At 35.1% G+C, this 19287-nt stretch carries 13 protein-coding genes; 12 read left to right on the top strand and 1 reads right to left on the bottom strand.

The genetic code is table 11. The features are described 5' to 3' along the window. Positions 1-59: 59 nt before the first annotated feature. Positions 60-566, bottom strand: a complete 507-nt coding sequence (gene purE / locus K4L44_12865) for a 5-(carboxyamino)imidazole ribonucleotide mutase (protein ID QZE13467.1) — start codon at positions 564-566, stop codon at positions 60-62. Positions 567-828: 262 nt separating this feature from the next. Here purE and hpt point away from each other — a divergent pair, with 262 nt between their 5' ends. From hpt to K4L44_12925, 12 genes are all read left to right on the top strand, one after another. Continuing rightward, positions 829-1368, top strand: a complete 540-nt coding sequence (gene hpt, locus K4L44_12870) for a hypoxanthine phosphoribosyltransferase (protein QZE13468.1) — start codon at positions 829-831, stop codon at positions 1366-1368. 19 nt (positions 1369-1387) lie between these two features. Next, positions 1388-1960, top strand: coding sequence for an adenylate kinase (locus tag K4L44_12875; GenBank protein ID QZE13469.1), 573 nt, complete (start codon positions 1388-1390; stop codon positions 1958-1960). 142 nt (positions 1961-2102) lie between these two features. Next, entirely contained in the window at positions 2103-3092 is a 990-nt protein-coding gene (gene obgE, locus K4L44_12880) for a GTPase ObgE (protein ID QZE13470.1), read from the top strand. 70 nt (positions 3093-3162) lie between these two features. Beyond that, entirely contained in the window at positions 3163-3855 is a 693-nt protein-coding gene (locus K4L44_12885; protein QZE13471.1) for a phosphatase PAP2 family protein, read from the top strand. Between the two features lie 113 nt (positions 3856-3968). Then, entirely contained in the window at positions 3969-5804 is a 1836-nt protein-coding gene (locus K4L44_12890) for a type IIA DNA topoisomerase subunit B (protein QZE13472.1), read from the top strand. 19 nt (positions 5805-5823) lie between these two features. After that, on the top strand, positions 5824-8427 hold the full coding sequence (locus tag K4L44_12895) for a DNA gyrase/topoisomerase IV subunit A (GenBank protein QZE13473.1): 2604 nt from the start codon (positions 5824-5826) through the stop codon (positions 8425-8427). Positions 8428-8441: 14 nt separating this feature from the next. Continuing rightward, positions 8442-8978: a shikimate kinase gene (locus tag K4L44_12900; protein QZE13474.1), complete on the top strand. Its 537-nt coding sequence runs from the start codon at positions 8442-8444 to the stop codon at positions 8976-8978. Between the two features lie 109 nt (positions 8979-9087). Next, positions 9088-9837, top strand: a complete 750-nt coding sequence (locus K4L44_12905; protein QZE13475.1) for a LytTR family DNA-binding domain-containing protein — start codon at positions 9088-9090, stop codon at positions 9835-9837. Further along, the gene (locus K4L44_12910) at positions 9834-11345 is read left to right on the top strand and encodes a histidine kinase (protein ID QZE13476.1); all 1512 of its coding nucleotides are present in this window, start codon (positions 9834-9836) and stop codon (positions 11343-11345) included. Before K4L44_12905 ends, K4L44_12910 begins: the two co-directional genes overlap by 4 nt. A 174-nt stretch (positions 11346-11519) precedes the next feature. Further along, entirely contained in the window at positions 11520-14093 is a 2574-nt protein-coding gene (locus K4L44_12915) for a zinc-dependent metalloprotease (GenBank protein ID QZE13477.1), read from the top strand. A 106-nt stretch (positions 14094-14199) separates the two neighbouring features. Further along, the gene (locus K4L44_12920; GenBank protein ID QZE13478.1) at positions 14200-17556 is read left to right on the top strand and encodes a SusC/RagA family TonB-linked outer membrane protein; all 3357 of its coding nucleotides are present in this window, start codon (positions 14200-14202) and stop codon (positions 17554-17556) included. 17 nt (positions 17557-17573) lie between these two features. Then, a complete protein-coding gene (locus tag K4L44_12925) occupies positions 17574-18920 on the top strand; it encodes a RagB/SusD family nutrient uptake outer membrane protein (GenBank protein QZE13479.1) in 1347 nt (448 codons plus the stop codon). Positions 18921-19287: the final 367 nt, after the last annotated feature.

The following is a 19287-nucleotide window of genomic DNA, read 5'->3' on the forward strand; positions in this document are numbered from 1 at the left end:
CTGCTATTGGTACTTATAGTTGCACTAACAGATAGAAAGAATGAAGGTTTAAAATAAAACTAGTTTGTTTTATATTGATATTTAATCTCCTTTAGGTCTTTATTTGCTTTTACCACTTTTGCTTTTAAAGACTCTTTGTATGCTTCCATTTTCTTCGCAATCTTCTCATCGCCATTAGCCATAATTTGAGTTGCTAGGATTCCTGCATTCATTGCCCCATTAATGGCAACAGTCGCGACAGGGATTCCTGGAGGCATCTGAGCAATAGCAAGAAGGGCATCCATTCCATCCAAACTTGCTTTAATCGGAACACCGATTACAGGAAGGGGCGTCATGGCAGCAATCACACCTGGTAGATGAGCTGCCATTCCTGCAGCAGCAATAATAACTTCAATACCACGTTCTTTGGCTTCTGTTGCAAATTTCTCCACTTCTTCAGGAGTTCTGTGTGCAGAAAGTGCATGGATCTCAAAAGGAATCTCAAAGTTATTTAAAAGTTGTGCTGCTTTCTCCATAACTGGCAGATCTGATGTGCTGCCCATAATAATACTAACTCTTGGTTTCATGCTTTTTTAGTAACTAAGTGAATGTTTTGGGTTTACAAAAGAAAGAGATACAAATATGTAAAAGTTCAAAAAAATAATTTAAGGCAAAAAAATATGCGATGATTTTTTTTTGAACCGGATATGTTTCGTTAATTTGCGCCCTTTCTCCTACAAATCTATTTATATTATTAAAATGTGACTGTTAGATAGAGAAGATTCGGGGAGTTAATGATGAAAATTTAAAGAATATCTATCAAACGTTAGTCGATAAACAATTTCAGAGATGAAAAGAGTAAAGCTTTGGGACAAAGAATTTGAGGTTTCTTATCCAAATCAGCAGATTGTTGCTGCTGTTAAAGATATGGCAGTTAAGATGAAGAAAGATTTAGAAGGGAAAGAGCCTTTATTTCTATGTGTCCTAAATGGATGTTTTATGTTCGCAGCCGATCTTCTAAAAGAGGTTGAACTAACTGATGCAGAGGTGTCATTTGTAAAGTTGGCTTCTTATGAAGGAACTCAAACAACAGAAAATATAAAACAGTTGATTGGTTTGAATGAAGATATCAAAGGTCGTACTGTTGTGATTGTTGAGGATATTGTAGACTCCGGTTTTACAATTGCAAACCTTATTGACCAAGTAACTGAAAGAGGAGCAGCTGATATTAAAGTAGCGACTTTACTATATAAGCCAAAAGCATTGAAGAAAGATGTTACAGTTGACTATGTAGGGTTAGAAATACCAAATGACTTTATCGTAGGTTATGGCCTTGATTATGATGGCAGAGGTCGTAATCTAAAGGATATCTACACACTTGTACCTTAATAATTTAAGAATATATATAATGTTGAATCTAGTATTGTTCGGACCTCCAGGTGCCGGAAAAGGGACACAAGCAGAATTCCTTATTAAAGATTTTGATTTGAATCACATCTCAACAGGTGATCTACTACGTAGCGAAATAGCATCTGAAACAGAACTTGGATTGAAAGCGAAAGCTTTTATGGATAATGGTGATTTAGTTCCTGATGAAGTAGTGATTGGAATGATTGGTTCTAAATTTGAATCAAATAAAGAAGCCAAAGGGTTTATTTTTGATGGTTTTCCAAGAACAGTAGCTCAAGCGGAGGCACTAGACCAATTATTGTCAGAACACAATACTTCTGTTTCTGCTATGTTATCTTTAGAGGTAGAGAAGGAAGAGTTGATGAAGCGTCTTCTTAATAGAGGTTTGACTTCAGGACGTTCTGATGATCAGGATAGTTCAATTATTGAGAATAGAATCAATAACTATAATGAGAAGACTGCTCCATTGAAAGATTTTTATGGTGCACAATCTAAATTGTATGCTATCGAAGGTCTAGGTTCGATTGAGGATATCGCATCTAGGTTAAAAGGTGCTATCGAGAGTTTATAATTTCTTTTTCATAGAAATAAATTAAAATGACAGATGGAGTGTTCCATCTGTCATTTTTTTTAACTTTGTATCGGCAAAAGTCTCATTGATTGCATGTTGAAAAGAACTTATTGCTGCTGTTTGATTAAAACATATATTATTAATGTCAGGTTCTAATTTTGTAGATTACGTAAAGATATATTGTCGCTCTGGTAAAGGTGGTCCAGGATCTCGCCATATGCGTCGTGAAAAATATATACCAAAGGGGGGACCCGATGGAGGAGATGGTGGACGTGGTGGTCATGTTATCGTAAGAGGGAATAGCCAAATGTGGACATTGCTTCACCTTAAGTTCCGTAAACATATTTTTGCTGGTCATGGAGCTTCTGGTTCTGGACAATGCTCTTCGGGTAAAGCTGGTGATGATGTCTTTATTGATGTACCTCTAGGTACTATTGCTAAAGATCAGGAAACGGGAGAAGTATTGTTTGAAATAACTGAAGAAGGCCAAGAGGAACATATTGCTCAAGGTGGTCGTGGTGGACTAGGAAATACTCATTTTAAGACTTCTACCAACCAAACACCTCAGTATGCTCAACCAGGAGAAGATGGGCACGAAGGATGGAAAATCCTAGAACTAAAAGTTCTTGCAGATGTTGGTCTTGTTGGTTTTCCGAGTGCTGGTAAATCCACCCTTTTGTCTGTTGTATCGGCTGCAAGACCTAAAATTGCAGATTATCATTTTACAACGCTTGTTCCAAATTTAGGGATTGTAGCGTATCGTGATGATCGTTCATTTGTGATGGCAGATATTCCTGGAATTATCGAAGGGGCTCACGAAGGAAAAGGATTAGGTCATCGATTTTTACGACATATAGAGCGTAATTCGATGTTATTGTTTATGATTCCTGCTGATAGCGATGATTATTTAAAAGAGTACAATATATTAGTGAATGAGTTGGAGATGTATAATCCTGAGTTGTTAGATAAAGAGAGATATTTGGTTATCACGAAATCAGATATGCTTGATGAGGATCTAATGGAGGAAATTTCTGCTACACTTCATGAAATACCACATATGTTTATCTCTTCTATTACTGGGTTGAATATAGCTCCGTTAAAAGATGAAATTTGGAAGCGATTGAATCGCTAAAAGTAAAAAGCACAGCATTTATTGTTTGTGCTTTTTATTTCTTACTAAAAACTAATAATCTTTATACTTGATGAATTTATTACAGACACTAAAGGATATTGATACCCAGATCTTATTGTTTATTAATGGTGGACATTCTACTTTGTGGGATTATGTAATGTTCGCTTATACTTTTAAGTTTACATGGATTATTTTTTATGTCATTATCTCTTATACATTATATAAGAATTTTGGTAAAAAAATATGGATGATTTTTGTAATGATTGGATTAACAATTTTAGTAACGGATCAGACATGTAACCTCTTTAAATATGGATTTGCTCGTCCTAGACCAGGGCATGATCCTATTATTGGAGATTTGGTGAATATCTTTTATAAAAAAGGAGGACGTTTTGGTTTTGTGAGTGCCCACGCTGCAAACTGCTTTGCACTAACAGTACTTCTATATAATATCGTCAAGAATAAACGATTCCTTGTTTATATGATAATTTGGTCCGTGGTTGTTAGCTTCTCACGTGTCTATCTTGGAGTACACTATCCTGGGGATGTAATAGGAGGAGCAATTTTAGGATCGTTCTTGGGTTGGTTCATTTATCGACTAACATTATATACTGAGAGGTATCTTCCAATGGATAATAGTAGAAGTTTGTCTAGTCTGTCTTTAAACAACACCCAACTCTTGCCAGTACAATCTGCTCTTTTATGGATGTTGTTATTACCAATAATGATGATCCAATTTTATGTTATGAAGGATCTGTTATAAAGTTTGTCGCTTTAAATGGGATTCATCGTACATTTTATTTAACTTTTTTGTAAGTTAGGAGTTTTCAAACACACTTTATCAGTAATAACCTTTTTGTTCAACCTTGTAATACCATGTCACAAGTCTATTCTGAAGAATCAATAAGAACCTTAGATTGGAAAGAGCATATTCGTAAACGCCCAGGAATGTATATTGGTAAATTAGGAGATGGTTCTTCTCCTGATGATGGAATATATGTCCTTCTAAAAGAAGTCATGGACAACTCTATTGATGAGTTTATGATGGGTTTTGGAAATAAAATAGAAATTCAAGTTTCAGATGAACTTGTTTCTATTAGAGATTTTGGGCGAGGCATTCCTCTTGGAAAAGTGAAGGATGTTGTCTCTAAGATGAATACTGGTGCCAAGTATGATTCAAAGGTATTTAAGAAGTCCGTTGGATTAAATGGTGTGGGGGTGAAAGCAGTGAATGCTTTGTCTTCTCATTTTAAGGTTGAGGCTTTTCGTGAGGGAGAATGCAAAGAGGTTGTTTTTTCTGAAGGAAATATTGTCTTGGAAAAAGATATACAGACAACGGATGAACCCAATGGATCTTTGGTTCGCTTTAAACCGGATAATACAATATTTAAAAATTACCACTATATCAGTGAATTTATTGAGAACTTAATTAAGAACTATTGTTACCTTAATTCGGGACTTATAATCACTTATAATGGGGAAAAGTTTCAATCGAAACATGGTCTACTTGACCTACTAAATGATAGTTTAGATACTCCGTGCCTCTATCCACCAATACATATTTCAGGGAATGACATTGAGATTGCCATTACTCATACCAATCAGTATGGGGAAGATTATTTCTCTTTTGTTAATGGACAGCATACTACGCATGGAGGAACACATCTAACTGCATATAAAGAATCGATTGTAAAAACACTTCGGGATTTCTTTAAAAAAGACTTTGATGCTTCAGATATTAGAGCCAGTATTGTCGCTGCGATTTCTATTAAAGTGGAAGAGCCTATTTTTGAATCACAGACAAAAACAAAGTTAGGTTCTAAAGATGTGGGACCAAAAGGACCTTCTGTTCGAAATTTTGTGGTCAATTTTGTGAATAAAGAGTTAGATAATTACCTATATAAGCACTCTGATGTTGCAGAAGTATTGTTACGGAGGATTCAAGAGTCAGAACGAGAGCGTAAAGCAATCTCGGGTATTAAGAAACTAGCAAAACAGAGAGCAAAGAAAGTTAGTCTTCATAATAAGAAGCTTAGAGATTGTCGACAACATTTAAATACAAATAAAAAAGGATCTGAAGATTCATCCATTTTTATTACAGAGGGAGATTCAGCTAGCGGATCGATCACAAAATCAAGAGATGTTAATACGCAAGCAGTGTTTAGTTTAAGAGGTAAGCCTTTGAATTCATTTGGATTGACAAAGAAGGTTGTTTATGAAAATGAAGAATTTAATCTACTTCAAGCAGCATTAAACATAGAGAATGGCATTGAGGAGTTGAGGTATAATAAGGTGATTATTGCAACGGATGCGGATGTGGATGGAATGCATATACGACTTTTATTAATCACTTTTTTTCTACAGTTTTTTCCTGATCTTATTAAGCAGGGGCATCTATATATTCTTCAAACGCCTCTTTTTAGGGTGAGAAATAAGAAGAAAACATACTATTGTTATAATGATGAAGAGCGTATTGTTGCAATTAAAAAGATTGGTAAGGGAGCAGAGATAACACGTTTTAAGGGACTGGGTGAGATTTCACCTAATGAGTTTAAGAATTTTATTGGAGATGAGATCCGTTTAGATCCAGTGATATTAAAGAAAGCAGAATCCATTCGAGAATTGCTGAGTTTTTATATGGGGAAAAATACCCCAGATAGACAACAGTTTATTATAGAAAATCTTCATGTTGAGAATGATGAGATTCTGTAACTTCCAAAAATAATAATCCATGAACCCAAAAGATATTGATACACCTCAAGAGTCGTTACAAGAGGGAGATAATATAGATGATATAAACGAGACACTTCATCATGCCAAGTACATCTCTGGGATGTATAAAGATTGGTTTTTAGACTATGCATCTTATGTAATTCTAGAGCGTGCTGTTCCTTATGTGAATGATGGTCTAAAACCAGTTCAACGACGTATTCTTCATGCGATGAAAGGTATGGATGATGGACGATTTACTAAGGTAGCAAATATTATTGGTCAGACTATGATGTATCACCCTCATGGTGATTCGTCTATCGGAGAAGCTCTAGTTCAATTGGGGCAAAAAGACCTCCTTGTGGAGACTCAAGGAAACTGGGGAAATATCTTGACTGGTGATTCTGCTGCTGCTCCACGTTATATTGAAGCACGTTTGTCAAAATTTGCCCTTGAAATAGCATTTAATTCTAAGACTACAGACTTCCAGTTATCGTATGATGGACGAAATAAAGAGCCTTTAACTTTACCTGTAAAATTCCCACTGCTTTTAGCACAAGGTGTTGAAGGAATTGCTGTTGGTTTGGCTTCTAAGATATTGCCTCATAACTTTATTGAGTTGATTGATGCTTCAATCTTATATCTGCAGAATAAAGAATTTGAATTATATCCAGATTTCCCCACAGGTGGTTATATCGATGTCTCCAAATATAATGACGGCTTAAGAGGAGGTGCTGTAAGGGTCCGTGCAAATATTGTAAAACAAGATTCTAAAACCCTTGTTATTGACCAAGTACCGTATGGTAAGACTACCTCTTCGGTAATTGAATCTATTATCAAAGCAAATGATAAGGGCAAGATTAAGATTAAGAAGATTGATGATAACACTGCTGCGAATGTTGAAATTCTTGTTCATTTAGGCACTGGTGTTAGTTCTGATCAGATGATTGATGCGCTTTATGCATTTACCGATTGTGAGATCTCTATATCTCCTAACTCATGCATAATTGATAATGAGAAGCCCGTATTTTTAGATGTCAAGACGATTCTAAGACGCTCATGTGATCATACTTTGCATTTACTTAAGAGTGAGTTAGAGATCCGAAAAGGGGAACTAGAGTCGCAATGGCATTACAGTTCATTGGAAAGGATCTTTATCCAAGAGCGTATGTATAAAGACAAAGCGTTCGAAGAGGCTAGTAATATTGATGAAGTTGTTGCTTATATTGATCAACGTTTTGATCCTTGGAAAGAGACCTTGAAGAGAGAGATTTTGCGTGATGATATCGTTAAGCTTTTGGAGATCAAGATGGCTCGAATATTAAAGTTTAACTTACAGAAGGCTACAGACTTTATCCTATCTATAGAAGAGGAAATTGCAACGATAGATAAATGGCTTTCTAATATGGTTAAATTCACCATTGATTACTTCCGAAAGATTAAAAAGAAATACGGTAAAGGAAAAGAGAGAAAGACAGAAATACGTAATTTTGAAAATATAGAAGCGACCAAAGTAGTGGTTGCTAATGAGAAACTTTTTATAGATCGAAAAGAGGGTTTCATTGGTACCTCTTTGAAAAAAGAAGAGTATCTTTTTGACTGTTCTGATATCGATGATATTATATTGTTTCGTCGTGATGGAAGCTATTTCGTGACCAAAGTGAGTGAGAAAGCTTTTGTTGGGAAAAATATAATTCATATTACTGTATTTAAACGTAATGATAAACGTACTGTTTATAATGCTGTTTATCGCGAAGGAAAACAGGGAACTACCTTCATGAAACGTTTCTTCGTTTCTGGTGTTACACGTGATAGAGAATACAACTTAATGGGGGATAAGCCTGGTTCAAGACTTTTTTGGTTTAGTGCGAATCCTAATGGGGAGGCTGAAAAGCTTAAAGTTACTTTAAAACCAAAGTTACGATTAAAGCGATTGATCTTTGAGATCGACCTCGGTACATTGGCAATTAAGGGTCGAACATCCAAAGGAAATACGGTTACCAAAAATGAAGTTCTAAAGGTAACGCTAAAAGAGAAAGGTGCTTCTACTCTTGGAGGTAGAAAGATTTACTTTGATCATGATATTTGCCGATTAAATACAGAGGAAAGAGGTCTTTTCCTTGGCGAATTTAGTGGTGATAATAAAATATTATCTATAAGTAAGATGGGAGACTGTACAGTCCATTCTTATGATTTGAGCAATCATTTTTCTTCCGATATACATAAAATTCAGAAGCTCGACCCTGATAAAGTATTTGTAGTCGTTTATTGGGATGATGACCAGCAATATTATTATTTGAAACGTTTTGACATCGATCCGACTCAAAAGGATACATTATCATTTATTGGAGACAATCCAAAAAATAAAATGGTTGCGATTAGTGATAATGAAGAGGCAAAAATAAAGATTACCTTTGGAGGGAAGAATGAAAATAGACTCCCTGAGGAGATAGATGCTACGGACTTTATCTCTGTAAAATCAATGAAAGCTAGAGGAAAGCGCTTAACAACTTTTGAAGTTGCATCGATAGAGTTAGTTGAACCTGATGTAAAAGAAGTGCCAGATAATCTTGATGAACAAGAAGATGATGTGGCAGATGATGACAACCAAATGAGACTTTTTTAATTGATTAAAAACATATGGTGTTAGGGGATAAAAAGATCAATAGGGTATATCTAAATGGATATATGGGATCAGGCAAATCTACAATAGGTCTGAAACTTGCACAAGCATTAAATTTTGCTTTTGTCGATATGGATAAGTTTATCGAAGAAAAATATTTTATGTCTATTTCTGCAATTTTTGCTAAAGAAGGAGAGAGCGGCTTTAGAGAGAAGGAGAGAATGGCACTTGTGGAGTTATCTCAGTTTGATCATGTTGTTATTGCAACAGGAGGTGGAACTCCATGTTTTTTTAACAATATAGATGTGATAAGCGAAACGGGTGTTTCTGTCTATCTTGATACTCCTATTCCTATATTGGTTCAACGATTGTCTCAAAATAATAGTCAACGTCCGATAGTAAAAGGAAAGAGTCGTGAAGAGTTGTTTCATTTTATAGAGGGCTCTTTGAGTGAGAGAGTTCCTTATTATATGAGATCAACGGTGGTGATTCATTCGGATGATACCCTGACTGCAACAACAATAATTGACCATATTGAAGCTGTACTTTCATAGTATGGTTTCTGTTATGAAATAATCTAAGTGAAAGAAATAATTTCTTCAAAAATATTAAGAGACGATATCTATCAATGTGTTAATTGATAGAAGTTTGAGTGATTGACTTATGAAGGTGTTGATAATTGAAGACGAAGAATTACTTGCAGAAGAACTTGAGAGAAACTTAATGGAGATTGGTTCTTCTACGATTCATATATGCGATAAACTAGAGACTGTAAAAGAGAGTGTCGAATGGTTGCAGGTAAATACTTGCGATCTTATATTTATGGACGTTCATCTAAGTGATGGGGAGTGTTTTGATATTTTTAAACAGGTAAACACGTCTATCCCAATTGTTTTTCTTACTGCTTATGATCAATATTTACACAACGCTTTTCATGTGAATAGTATTGGTTATATTCTTAAACCATACGAAATACGAAGTATTGTGAAGGTTTTAGAGAAGTATGAGAATATATCTGAATTCTATGAGCCTTCCTCACCTCGTTTAGAGGAGAATAATGGGATAATAAAAGGTTATCTAACACGCTTGATGTTGCGTCTAGGTCGTGTTTATAAACCTGTTGATATCGAGGACGTTTCCTATTTTATGTCAGAAGATAAACATCTATTTGCAATTATGAATAATGGTAGAAGGTTCTATTATGATTCGACGTTGAGAGAACTAGAGAATGAAGTAGACCCTTCTAAATTCTTTCGTGTGAATAGATCTTATATGGTGAACAAAAACTGTGTTAGTGAATTGGTTTTATATTCTAAGAATAGATATAGGATTAATTTAGAACTGGATGTAGAAGAGATCGTTTTGTTAAGTACCTCAAAGGTACCTCAGTTTAAAGAGTGGCTTTTATTATGAAAATACCAAGTAAGGTTAGAATATATTTAGGTATTGCCTTTTTAATCCTTTCAGTAGGAGTTTTGTACCTGTTTTTTTTGCGTAATTCTCTTTATGAGAAAGCAAAAGAGGAGGGACGTCGATTTAATATCATTGGAGCATCGGAGAATCTTGAACTGATTAAGAGTTATTTTGTAGATTATGAGAGTGTAATAACTTATTTTGCTAATTACCCACATCGACAACAAGAATTTCCTTCATTATTAAAGACTTATGTAGACACCGAACCTACTGTGGTTGACGGTTGGTACACTGAATTGACAGATGATTCTGAATTGAGTGGCTGGGCAATCGATCGTAAGAAGGATGGTCATGAATTTTATACCATTGGTCCATATTTAAAAAACGATTCCTATTATATGGATTTGGGTATTCTTTCCTCTGATAAGGATGGTCCTTTTATTCTAGGTATCACTATTGATTTGTATCATTTTCATGATAAAGTAACGAAGTTAGATATTCACTCTTCTAACTATATTGAGATTGTGGATCCCTATGGAAGATATATATATCATCCTGATATCCCATTTATTGGGAAGAAAGCAGAGACAATAAATGATAAGAATCTGCTTAATAAGAGTGGGATTGAGATTTCAGAGGCTTTACGTGTTGGTTTTTCAGAATATCTTCAAATTAATGTGATTAGAGCTTGTAGAGAGATGTCTATCGGTGGTCATCGATGGTTACTAATTGGTAATACTCCAGAACTTAATTACACTGAGTTTATTGCTACTATTGAACGAATATTGTTGTGGGTTCTGCTTATCTTTGTCGTATGTATTCTTTCTATCGTGTTGATTTCATGGTATTTCTCTGATAGAGAACACCGTCTGAGATTAAGAGCAGAGGAGTCTTTATATCAGGTTAAAATAAGTGAAGAGAGGAGGCGTAAGGAGATGGCAGTAATGGAATTGCAACTTCTTAAGATCGGTTTGGATCCCCATTTTATTTTTAATTCGCTAAGCTCTTTGATCGTATTAATACCACGGAATTCTGATGATGCATGTCTCTTTGCAAAGAGATTATCCAACTTATTTCGTTTTCAATTGTCAACACAAATGAAAGAGCTTGTTTCGTTGGAGTCCGAATTGTCATTTACACAAGACTATTTTGCAATACAGAAGCTTCGTTTTGGAGATAGGATTGCCTTTGAGATAAACTTTAGTGATAGTTCCCATTTAGAGGATTTGAAGATTCCTCCAGGATCGTTACAATTGTTGGTGGAGAATGCATTAAAGCATAATATAGCGACAAAAAAAGAACCTTTAAGGATCAAGATATTTGAGAGGGATGAATATATTATAGTTCAAAATAATTTGAATCTTCGTACTAGTGAGACGTTCTCTTCCAACCTTGGACAGAGATTGATGATCCTTCGCATTAAAGATTTTACGGACTCACCTTGTCGTTTTTATATCTCAGATAATTTTTACTTGTCCGAGATACCTATTGTATTTAATAGGTCATAAAATACTTTATTATTCACTCTTAAAAAAACTTGATTGACTCCTTTTTTTATGCTATTCACTCTATTGTACTTTTAATGATGTGGAAGTTTTATTTTTTTTAAAAAGTGCTCTGTTTGATTTCTATTTATTAAGAATTCGGATGGGATATTTACAATATTAGAAAAATAGAATTTTATGCGTAATATTTTAATAGGATCAATATTTGTATTTCTATTGATGAATGTGGAAAGTGCCAATGCCCAGTTTAAATGGTTTGGTTTTGGTAAAAAGAAGCAAGATACAGTTTCTGTAGTAGAGAAAACCCCTTATGAAAAGAAGTTTTCTGAAGCAGAAATAGACTCAAGTTTTGTTGATGTATTAAAGAAAGATAGTACCAGTTATTATTTTCAAATACCTCTTCATATGATGGATAGAGATCTTCTGGTGGTAAATAAACTATCGAAGGTGCCAGAGAAACTGAATGATGCAGGATTAAATCAAGGGATTGAGTTTGAAAATCTAGTAGTGCAATTTCATTTGAATCCTATCCAAAATAAGGTATATGTGATGAATTATGAGCCTTTCATCTCATCTCCTGATAAGGACAATATTACTAAGAGTGTTCGTCGTAATTATACCAAGTCTATTTTAGAATATTTCAAAATAGAAGCCTATAACAATGATTCTTCTGCAGTGGTTGTTAAGGTTAATAAAATATACGATGGGAGTGAGAAAAGTTTTATCAACGTATTTGGGAAAATAGGAATCGGAACGAGTCCTACTAAATCGTATGGTTATATAAGTAAAGTGAAGGCATTTCCTAAGAATATCTTAGTGAAAACTGTTCAGACAACTAAGATTACAGGAATGGAATCACAAGCTCGAATGACAGTAGAGGTAACCTCTAACTTAGTTCTTCTTCCTAAAAAGCCAATGACACCGCGATTTGCAGATGAAAGAGTAGGTTTCTTCTCAAAAAAACGTTGGTACTTTAATGACAAACAACAAGAAGTAGAAAAACGTGAGTTGATCTCTCGTTGGAGGTTGGAGCCTAGAGATCCTGAAGCATATGCAAGGGGTGAATTAGTTGAGCCTAAAAAGCAAATTGTATATTACATAGATCCTGCAACTCCAAAACAGTGGCAACAGCCTATTATTGACGGTGTAAAAGATTGGAATGTGGCATTTGAGAAAGCTGGGTTTAAAAATGCTATTACTTGTAAGATTGTAACGGAGGATGATAAAGATTTTGATATTGATGATGTGAGATATTCTGTGATCACATATGCTGCATCTGATCATTCTAATGCGATGGGACCTAGTGTTGTTGACCCTCGTTCTGGTGAAATTATCGAAGCCGATGTCATTTGGTGGCATAATGTATTGGTTGCTGTTCAAGATTGGATGCGAGTACAGACAGGAATAATTGATTCTAAGTCAAGAGATAATGTGTTTTCTGATGAGCATATGGGAGACGCTGTGCGCTTTGTTTCATCACATGAAATAGGACATACCTTAGGATTGGCTCACAATATGGGAGCATCTTTCTCATATGATGTAGACTCTTTGAGAAGCAAAAGTTTTACTGCGCATTCTGCTACAGCACCTTCTATTATGGATTATGCACGATTTAATTATGTAGCACAATCTTCAGATCATTTAGAGCATATTACTCCTAAAATTGGAGTCTATGATAAGTTTGCTATTGGCTGGGGATACCACTTTACAGGAGTGGACGATGCGCATGATGAAATAACTTGGTCTCGTCATTGTATCGAAGAAGCATATAAGGATTTAAGATGTCATTATCTTCCTCAGCAAGGAATGCGAGATGCAGTTGATCCTCGTGCCCAGATTGAAGATCTAGGAGACAATGCTGTTAAAGCAAGTGAACTGGGTTTGGTAAATTTAAAGAAGACAGTGCCTTTGGTTGAGTCATGGACTACCAAAGATGGAGACAACTATGTTGCAGCTGGTCGTTTGATGAATGGTATTATTGGTCAATGGCATAGGTACTCTTATCATGTTCTTGCGAACATAGGTGGGGTATATCAGAATAATGTGGTTAAAGGAGATGGCCTGTTGGCATATCAGTATGTTCCAGGAAATATTCAACGTGATGCCGTGAAGTATTTAGAAAAAAATGTATTGACTTTTCAACCTTGGTTATTCCATGCTTCAATTTATAAAAAAGTGTATCCTATAAAAATGTCTCCTGTTGGTTATAATGAATATGAGCCAACATCCTCTTATTATGGAGCTTTGTCATATCTTTTGTGGGATTTGTTGAGTGATACAAGGCTTCATCGTATGACATTGGCTAAAGAAGAACAAGGCCACAATGGTTATGGACCTCATCAGATGTTATTCGACCTATATCAACATATATTTAAGAAAACAATTCATGGTCGTTCATTGAATTTTGAAGATCGTATGATTCAGAAAAGTTTGGTGGATGCACTTATAATATCTTCAGATCGTAATGCATCAAAAGTGAAAGGAAAGAAGTTGCAAAATGATGTGGTTGATAGTTGGTTACAAGTTGAATTACCATGCTTTCATACATCATGTGATCATTCATCTCACTCTTTAGATTCAAATAAGAAATTTAAGACAGGCTTAAGAGCCGATGATATTGTCAGTTGTAAAAGAGGTACTCTATTACAGATAGAGAAGTTGATGAAAATTCATAGAAATCAAGGAGATACCGCTACCCGTAACCATTATGAAGATCTTATTCTAAGAATAAACCAATCATTAAGAGATTGAACCTAAACCAAAATACTTCATTGGGGAACGTTATTCGTTTCCCAATTTTTCATTTCCCTACACCTTGTGTCAAATATTAACCACTATTTATAATCAACTATTAAAAATGAAAAAGCAATACACTTTATCATTGATTCTGTTTATGTTTCTTTTGTCTTTGGGAGCAAAAGCCCAGGATCTTAAAGTAGTGCATGGAGTCGTCATAGATTCTAAAACGCACCAAACATTGCCTGGTGCTTCTGTTTATATGCAGAACACTACTGTCGGTTTGGCGAACGACGAGTATAATACGGTTGCTAATTACAATCAAGGAACTGTAACAGACCTAAATGGCGAGTTTCGTTTTAAAATTAGCAAGGAAGCAAAATTTGTTACATGTAGTTATATCGGCTACAAGATGAAGCAGGTTCCTGTCTCTTTTTCGGGAAAGATTAAAATTGTTCTTGAACCAGATGTTTCTAATATTGAAGAGGTTATAGTAACTGGTTATCAGGATATTAAAGAGAGTAAGTTAACCGCATCTGTTGTGAAATTGAAGACGGATGATATTATTCAGGCTAATGTGTCTAGTATTGATCAAATGTTGGCAGGGCAGTTGGCTGGAGTTCAGACGGTTGTCACTTCAGGAGCTCCTGGTGCACCAGCAAAGATCAGAATTCGTGGTAATGCCTCGCTAAATGGGGCACAAGATCCTCTATGGGTCGTGGATGGTGTCCCTTTGACAAATACCGATGTTCCAGATCTTGATGGTAAAGATATTAGTGATTTGACTAATAGTAGCATTGCCGGGTTGAATCCAAATGATATAGAAGCTATCACTGTGTTGAAAGATGCTGCAGCGACTGCTATTTATGGCGCTAGAGCCTCTAATGGGGTGATTGTTGTAACGACCAAGAGAGGTAAAAAGGGGAAGGTTAATGTTACCATTAATTCGAATGTCTCTTTTGTGCAACGCCCAGATATGGGTAAGCTGAATCTTCTTAATGCAAGTGAGAAGGTCGACTTGGAGTTACAAATGGCTCAACGTACAGATTTAATGTTTTACCCGGCATATAATGCTCATGGTGGAGAGATCATGAGAATTCTAGATGCAAGTGGTGAATTGAGTGCATATCAGAATGGGAATTTCTCTAATCTTTCTGCAGATACTCAAGCAAAGATCAATGCATTGAGATCTAATGGGGCTGATTGGGGCAAAGAGATCTACCGTTCGGCAATCAATCAAAATCATAATATAAGTGTTTCTGGTGGTAGTGATGTGGCGACATATTATGTTTCGATGGGGTATTATGATGAAAAAGGAACCACAGTAGGAACAGGAATGAATCGTAATAATATTACGATGCGTACTGATTTTAATGTATCAGACAATTTGAAGTTGGGATTAAAGATATTTGCGAATAAAAGAAAGAATACTTCCTTTATGAAAGGAACCCAACGATATACAAATCCGAATAGATATTCAAGAAATGTAAACCCTTATCTAAATATCTATAATCATGATGGGTCGTATCATTATGATAGAGATACCCAAACAAATGCAGATGAATATTTACCATTTAACTTTGTTGAAGAGAGAGAAGGTACGATGAATAACTTATCCACGATGAGTTATATGACCCAGTTTGATTTAGACTGGTCTATCACTAACGACCTTTCTTTTCGTACGACATTAGGATATCAAGTAGATAACTCTTTATCTGAAAAAAGAGCGGATTGGGAAACTTTCTATTCAAGAGATAGGTATGAGAGTTCGTCTTATTCTGCAAAAGATGATGAAGGAAACAGTATAACAAAGTATTATTTGCCTTCTGGTCAGATTCGTAATAATTTAGATACTCGTATCAATCAATGGAATGTCAAGAATATTCTGGAATATAATAAAACTGTTGCAGAAGTACATGAGTTTGATGTGATGATTGGTGATGAGATTCGTCATGATGACTTGGCTCAGCGTCAATCGTGGGTATATGGTTTTAATCCGGTGACACTTACTTCGAAACCGCTTGTTTATCATGATCCTGCTGATGCAAAGAAATTTCCAACATATAAAGAGTCTTCTGATGAAAATGCATATGTATCCTATTTTGGGACTTTAAACTATAGCTATGATAGAAAATACTCTTTGTTTGGAAGTATTCGAACTGATGCGTCTAATATCTTTGGTAAAAATGTAAATGACCTATTTGTCCCTCTTTGGGCTATCGGTGCAGCTTGGAACTTAGATAAAGAGTCATTTTTCCAAGTAGATGCGATTAATAAAGCAAAATTACGTTTCTCTTATGGATTGCAGGGAAATATAGATAAATCTACATCACCAACTTTGATTGGAGGATGGAACACACATAACCTTCTTGGTGGATTAAATGAAAATGCTATCGTGGTAACAGGAGCACCAAATCCTGATCTACAATGGGAGAAAACAACAAACTATGACCTAGGTTTAGAGATGGGGTTCTTTAAGAATCGTATTCAATTTACTGCGGATGTATATTCAAGAAATTCTTACGATCTTATTGGAACAAAAGAACTTGCTTCTGAAACAGGATTTATGACATCTGCGATTAACTGGGCAGAGGTATCTAATAAAGGATATGAGTTAAGTCTTTCTGCACAATTGGTTCGTTCTAGAGACTTTTCATGGGATATGACTTTTAACTGGTCGCATAACAAAGACTTAGTGGAGAAGATTCATATTAATGACAAACAAGTTATTCCTTCAAGAGAAGGGTTCCCTGTGAATGCTTTGTTTGGATTTAAGACCGCGGGGTTAGATAAAGACGGGTTACCACTTTTTGATGATAATGGGAAAGCCGTTTCTGCAACTGACTTTTTTAAGCTAGAAGCTCCTTGGGGTATTGCCGGTTTGACTGCATCTACATTAGAGAAAAAAGAGGTCAGAGACAAGTACTCTTATATGGGGACTACAGATCCTAAGTTTACTGGTGGTATTATTAATAATTTCCGATATAAAGGTTTCTCTCTATATATTGCAGCGAACTTCTTCTTAAAAGGGATGAAAAGAGAAGAACCATTTTATAGTAATGGTCAATTTGATCGTTCAAGAAACTATACTCACAAAATTGATGATATTTGGTCCCCTGATAATACTAGTGGTAAATATCCTGCAATTATTTCTCCAACGTCTTCTTCTGAAAATCCATATGATTTTTATGCATATGATGGTGATGGTTTAGGAACATTTACTCCTTACAAGGATTTAGATATTTGGTTTAAAGAGGTGAATTATTTGCGTATTTCAAATATCCGATTGAGTTATAGTTTGTCAAAAGATCTTGCGAATAGTCTAGGTTTAGGTTCTGCGACTGTTAAAGTAGAAGCATTAAATCCATTTGTTATAGGAACCGATTATTCTGGATATTTTGATCCTGAAACTTATGGTAGTATCTATTCTCAGCCAATTGCGAAGTCTTTCTCTGTTGGTCTAAACTTGAGTTTCTAATTTGTAAAATGAATACAATGAATAAAATATATATAGCGTTGTCATTGATCGCTACGATCCTTTTATCAAGTTGTAGTGATTTTCTTGATATTACTCCTGTAGGTAAGGTTATACCAACTACATTGGAAGACTATCGTGCATTGTTAACCGATGGTTATGCACAAAGTAACAATAACAAATCTTTGGCTGGATTTCGAACAGATGATTATAATTTTTTTGGAGGTTGGAGTGCTTCAAAATATGTGGAACATTTCTTTTGGAATGAAAATAATGGAGATGCAAATTCCTCTGTGTATGATTATATGAACCAATATCAAACTATTTTTATTTGCAATCAAGTGATCGCTGCAAAAGGGGTGATGACAGAAGGTTCCATAGAGGATCAGAATCAACTTGTTGCCGAAGCATATGCATTAAGAGCAATGACCTATTTTGATTTGGTGAATATTTTTGCTGATGTATATGATGCTGCTACCGCGAGTAGCGTGAAAGCAGTTCCTCTTGTTGTATCACCAGACATCCAGTTAGATGGTGAGTTTAATAAAGCTTCAGTTGAAGTGATCTATAATCAAATATTGTCTGACCTAAAAGAGGCAAATTCATTGTCAGCTGTTGTGATACAGAATGATGAAAATCTTACGTATCGTTTTAGTCAGGTTTCTATCAATGCTTTACATGCCAAAGCTTGTCTTTTGATGAATAATTGGAAAGAAGCAATTGCTTATTCTAAGAAGGTATTGGAAGAGAAAAGTGAATTACAGAACTTGAATACTTCTACAGATAACTTCTTAACTTTTAAATCTTCAGAGAATATTCTTTCTATACATAGAGCATTTATTAGTTCATCACAGAAAAACTCAATTATACCGAGTGACGATCTTGTAGTAGTTTTTGATACAGAGGGCTCTTTAAGAAAAGATGTTATGCTTACAAGCGATAACAAAATAGCTGTTCTCGCTGAGAGTAAATATAAAACTACTTTTAGAGTTCCTGAGGTGATGTTAATATTGGCAGAGGCATCTTTACGTTTGGGAACACCAAATGTAGCTGGTGCTAGATCACAATTAAAGAAACTAGTTGATGCTAGGTATTCTACTGCTGCTGCAACTATATTGAAAGCGAGTATTGATACAATGAATAGAGAGGAGCTTTTAGTTGAGGTGTATAAGCAACGTCGTACTGAGTTAGCATTTCAAGGTAAACGATGGATTGATTTAAGAAGAAATGGTAAACCAACTATCACCCATAAATACAAAGGTGATAGTGGTGAGCGAGAAGAAATATTGACTCATAATGATTCTCGCTATGTTATTAAATTCCCTGTTGAAGCTATTCGTTTAAATCCTAATTTAGCGAATAAATAGTTTCTTTAAGTGACAGTATTTGGGGGTATCTTTTATGAGGATACCCTTTTTTTTCTCCTCCCCTTATTTAATCAAAGCAATTTTTATATATAGATGTTTTTGTCTTGTTAAAACTATAACGTTTTATTTATTATGAGTAAAATACTCATCACCCCTCTATTTTTGATAGTATGTCCCTCAATAGACTGTGTTTTCAGAAGATAAACTTTTATATATGGGGTTTATGTGTTTAAAACCTATGTTTAGTTGTATTTGCATGTCGAATAATAGGGGTGTTTATTCTAAATAGTGCAATTGTGCTTATTTAACAAAGATGATGTATTATAATAGATAATGAGAGTGTATTAACACACAATTAACTTATAGA

This window comes from Prolixibacteraceae bacterium (assembly GCA_019720755.1).
GTDB lineage: Bacteria > Bacteroidota > Bacteroidia > Bacteroidales > Prolixibacteraceae > Halosquirtibacter > Halosquirtibacter laminarini.

Bases quoted from the DNA above. Each gene is read 5' to 3' on its own strand.
- purE (QZE13467.1), bottom strand. From the start codon at position 566: ATGAAACCAAGAGTTAGTATTATTATGGGCAGCACATCAGATCTGCCA.
- K4L44_12900 (QZE13474.1), top strand. From the start codon at position 8,442: ATGGTGTTAGGGGATAAAAAGATCAATAGGGTATATCTAAATGGATAT.
- K4L44_12890 (QZE13472.1), top strand. From the start codon at position 3,969: ATGTCACAAGTCTATTCTGAAGAATCAATAAGAACCTTAGATTGGAAA.
- K4L44_12895 (QZE13473.1), top strand. From the start codon at position 5,824: ATGAACCCAAAAGATATTGATACACCTCAAGAGTCGTTACAAGAGGGA.
- obgE (QZE13470.1), top strand. From the start codon at position 2,103: ATGTCAGGTTCTAATTTTGTAGATTACGTAAAGATATATTGTCGCTCT.
- K4L44_12925 (QZE13479.1), top strand. From the start codon at position 17,574: ATGAATAAAATATATATAGCGTTGTCATTGATCGCTACGATCCTTTTA.
- K4L44_12905 (QZE13475.1), top strand. From the start codon at position 9,088: ATGAAGGTGTTGATAATTGAAGACGAAGAATTACTTGCAGAAGAACTT.
- K4L44_12915 (QZE13477.1), top strand. From the start codon at position 11,520: ATGCGTAATATTTTAATAGGATCAATATTTGTATTTCTATTGATGAAT.
- K4L44_12920 (QZE13478.1), top strand. From the start codon at position 14,200: ATGAAAAAGCAATACACTTTATCATTGATTCTGTTTATGTTTCTTTTG.
- hpt (QZE13468.1), top strand. From the start codon at position 829: ATGAAAAGAGTAAAGCTTTGGGACAAAGAATTTGAGGTTTCTTATCCA.
- K4L44_12910 (QZE13476.1), top strand. From the start codon at position 9,834: ATGAAAATACCAAGTAAGGTTAGAATATATTTAGGTATTGCCTTTTTA.
- K4L44_12885 (QZE13471.1), top strand. From the start codon at position 3,163: ATGAATTTATTACAGACACTAAAGGATATTGATACCCAGATCTTATTG.
- K4L44_12875 (QZE13469.1), top strand. From the start codon at position 1,388: ATGTTGAATCTAGTATTGTTCGGACCTCCAGGTGCCGGAAAAGGGACA.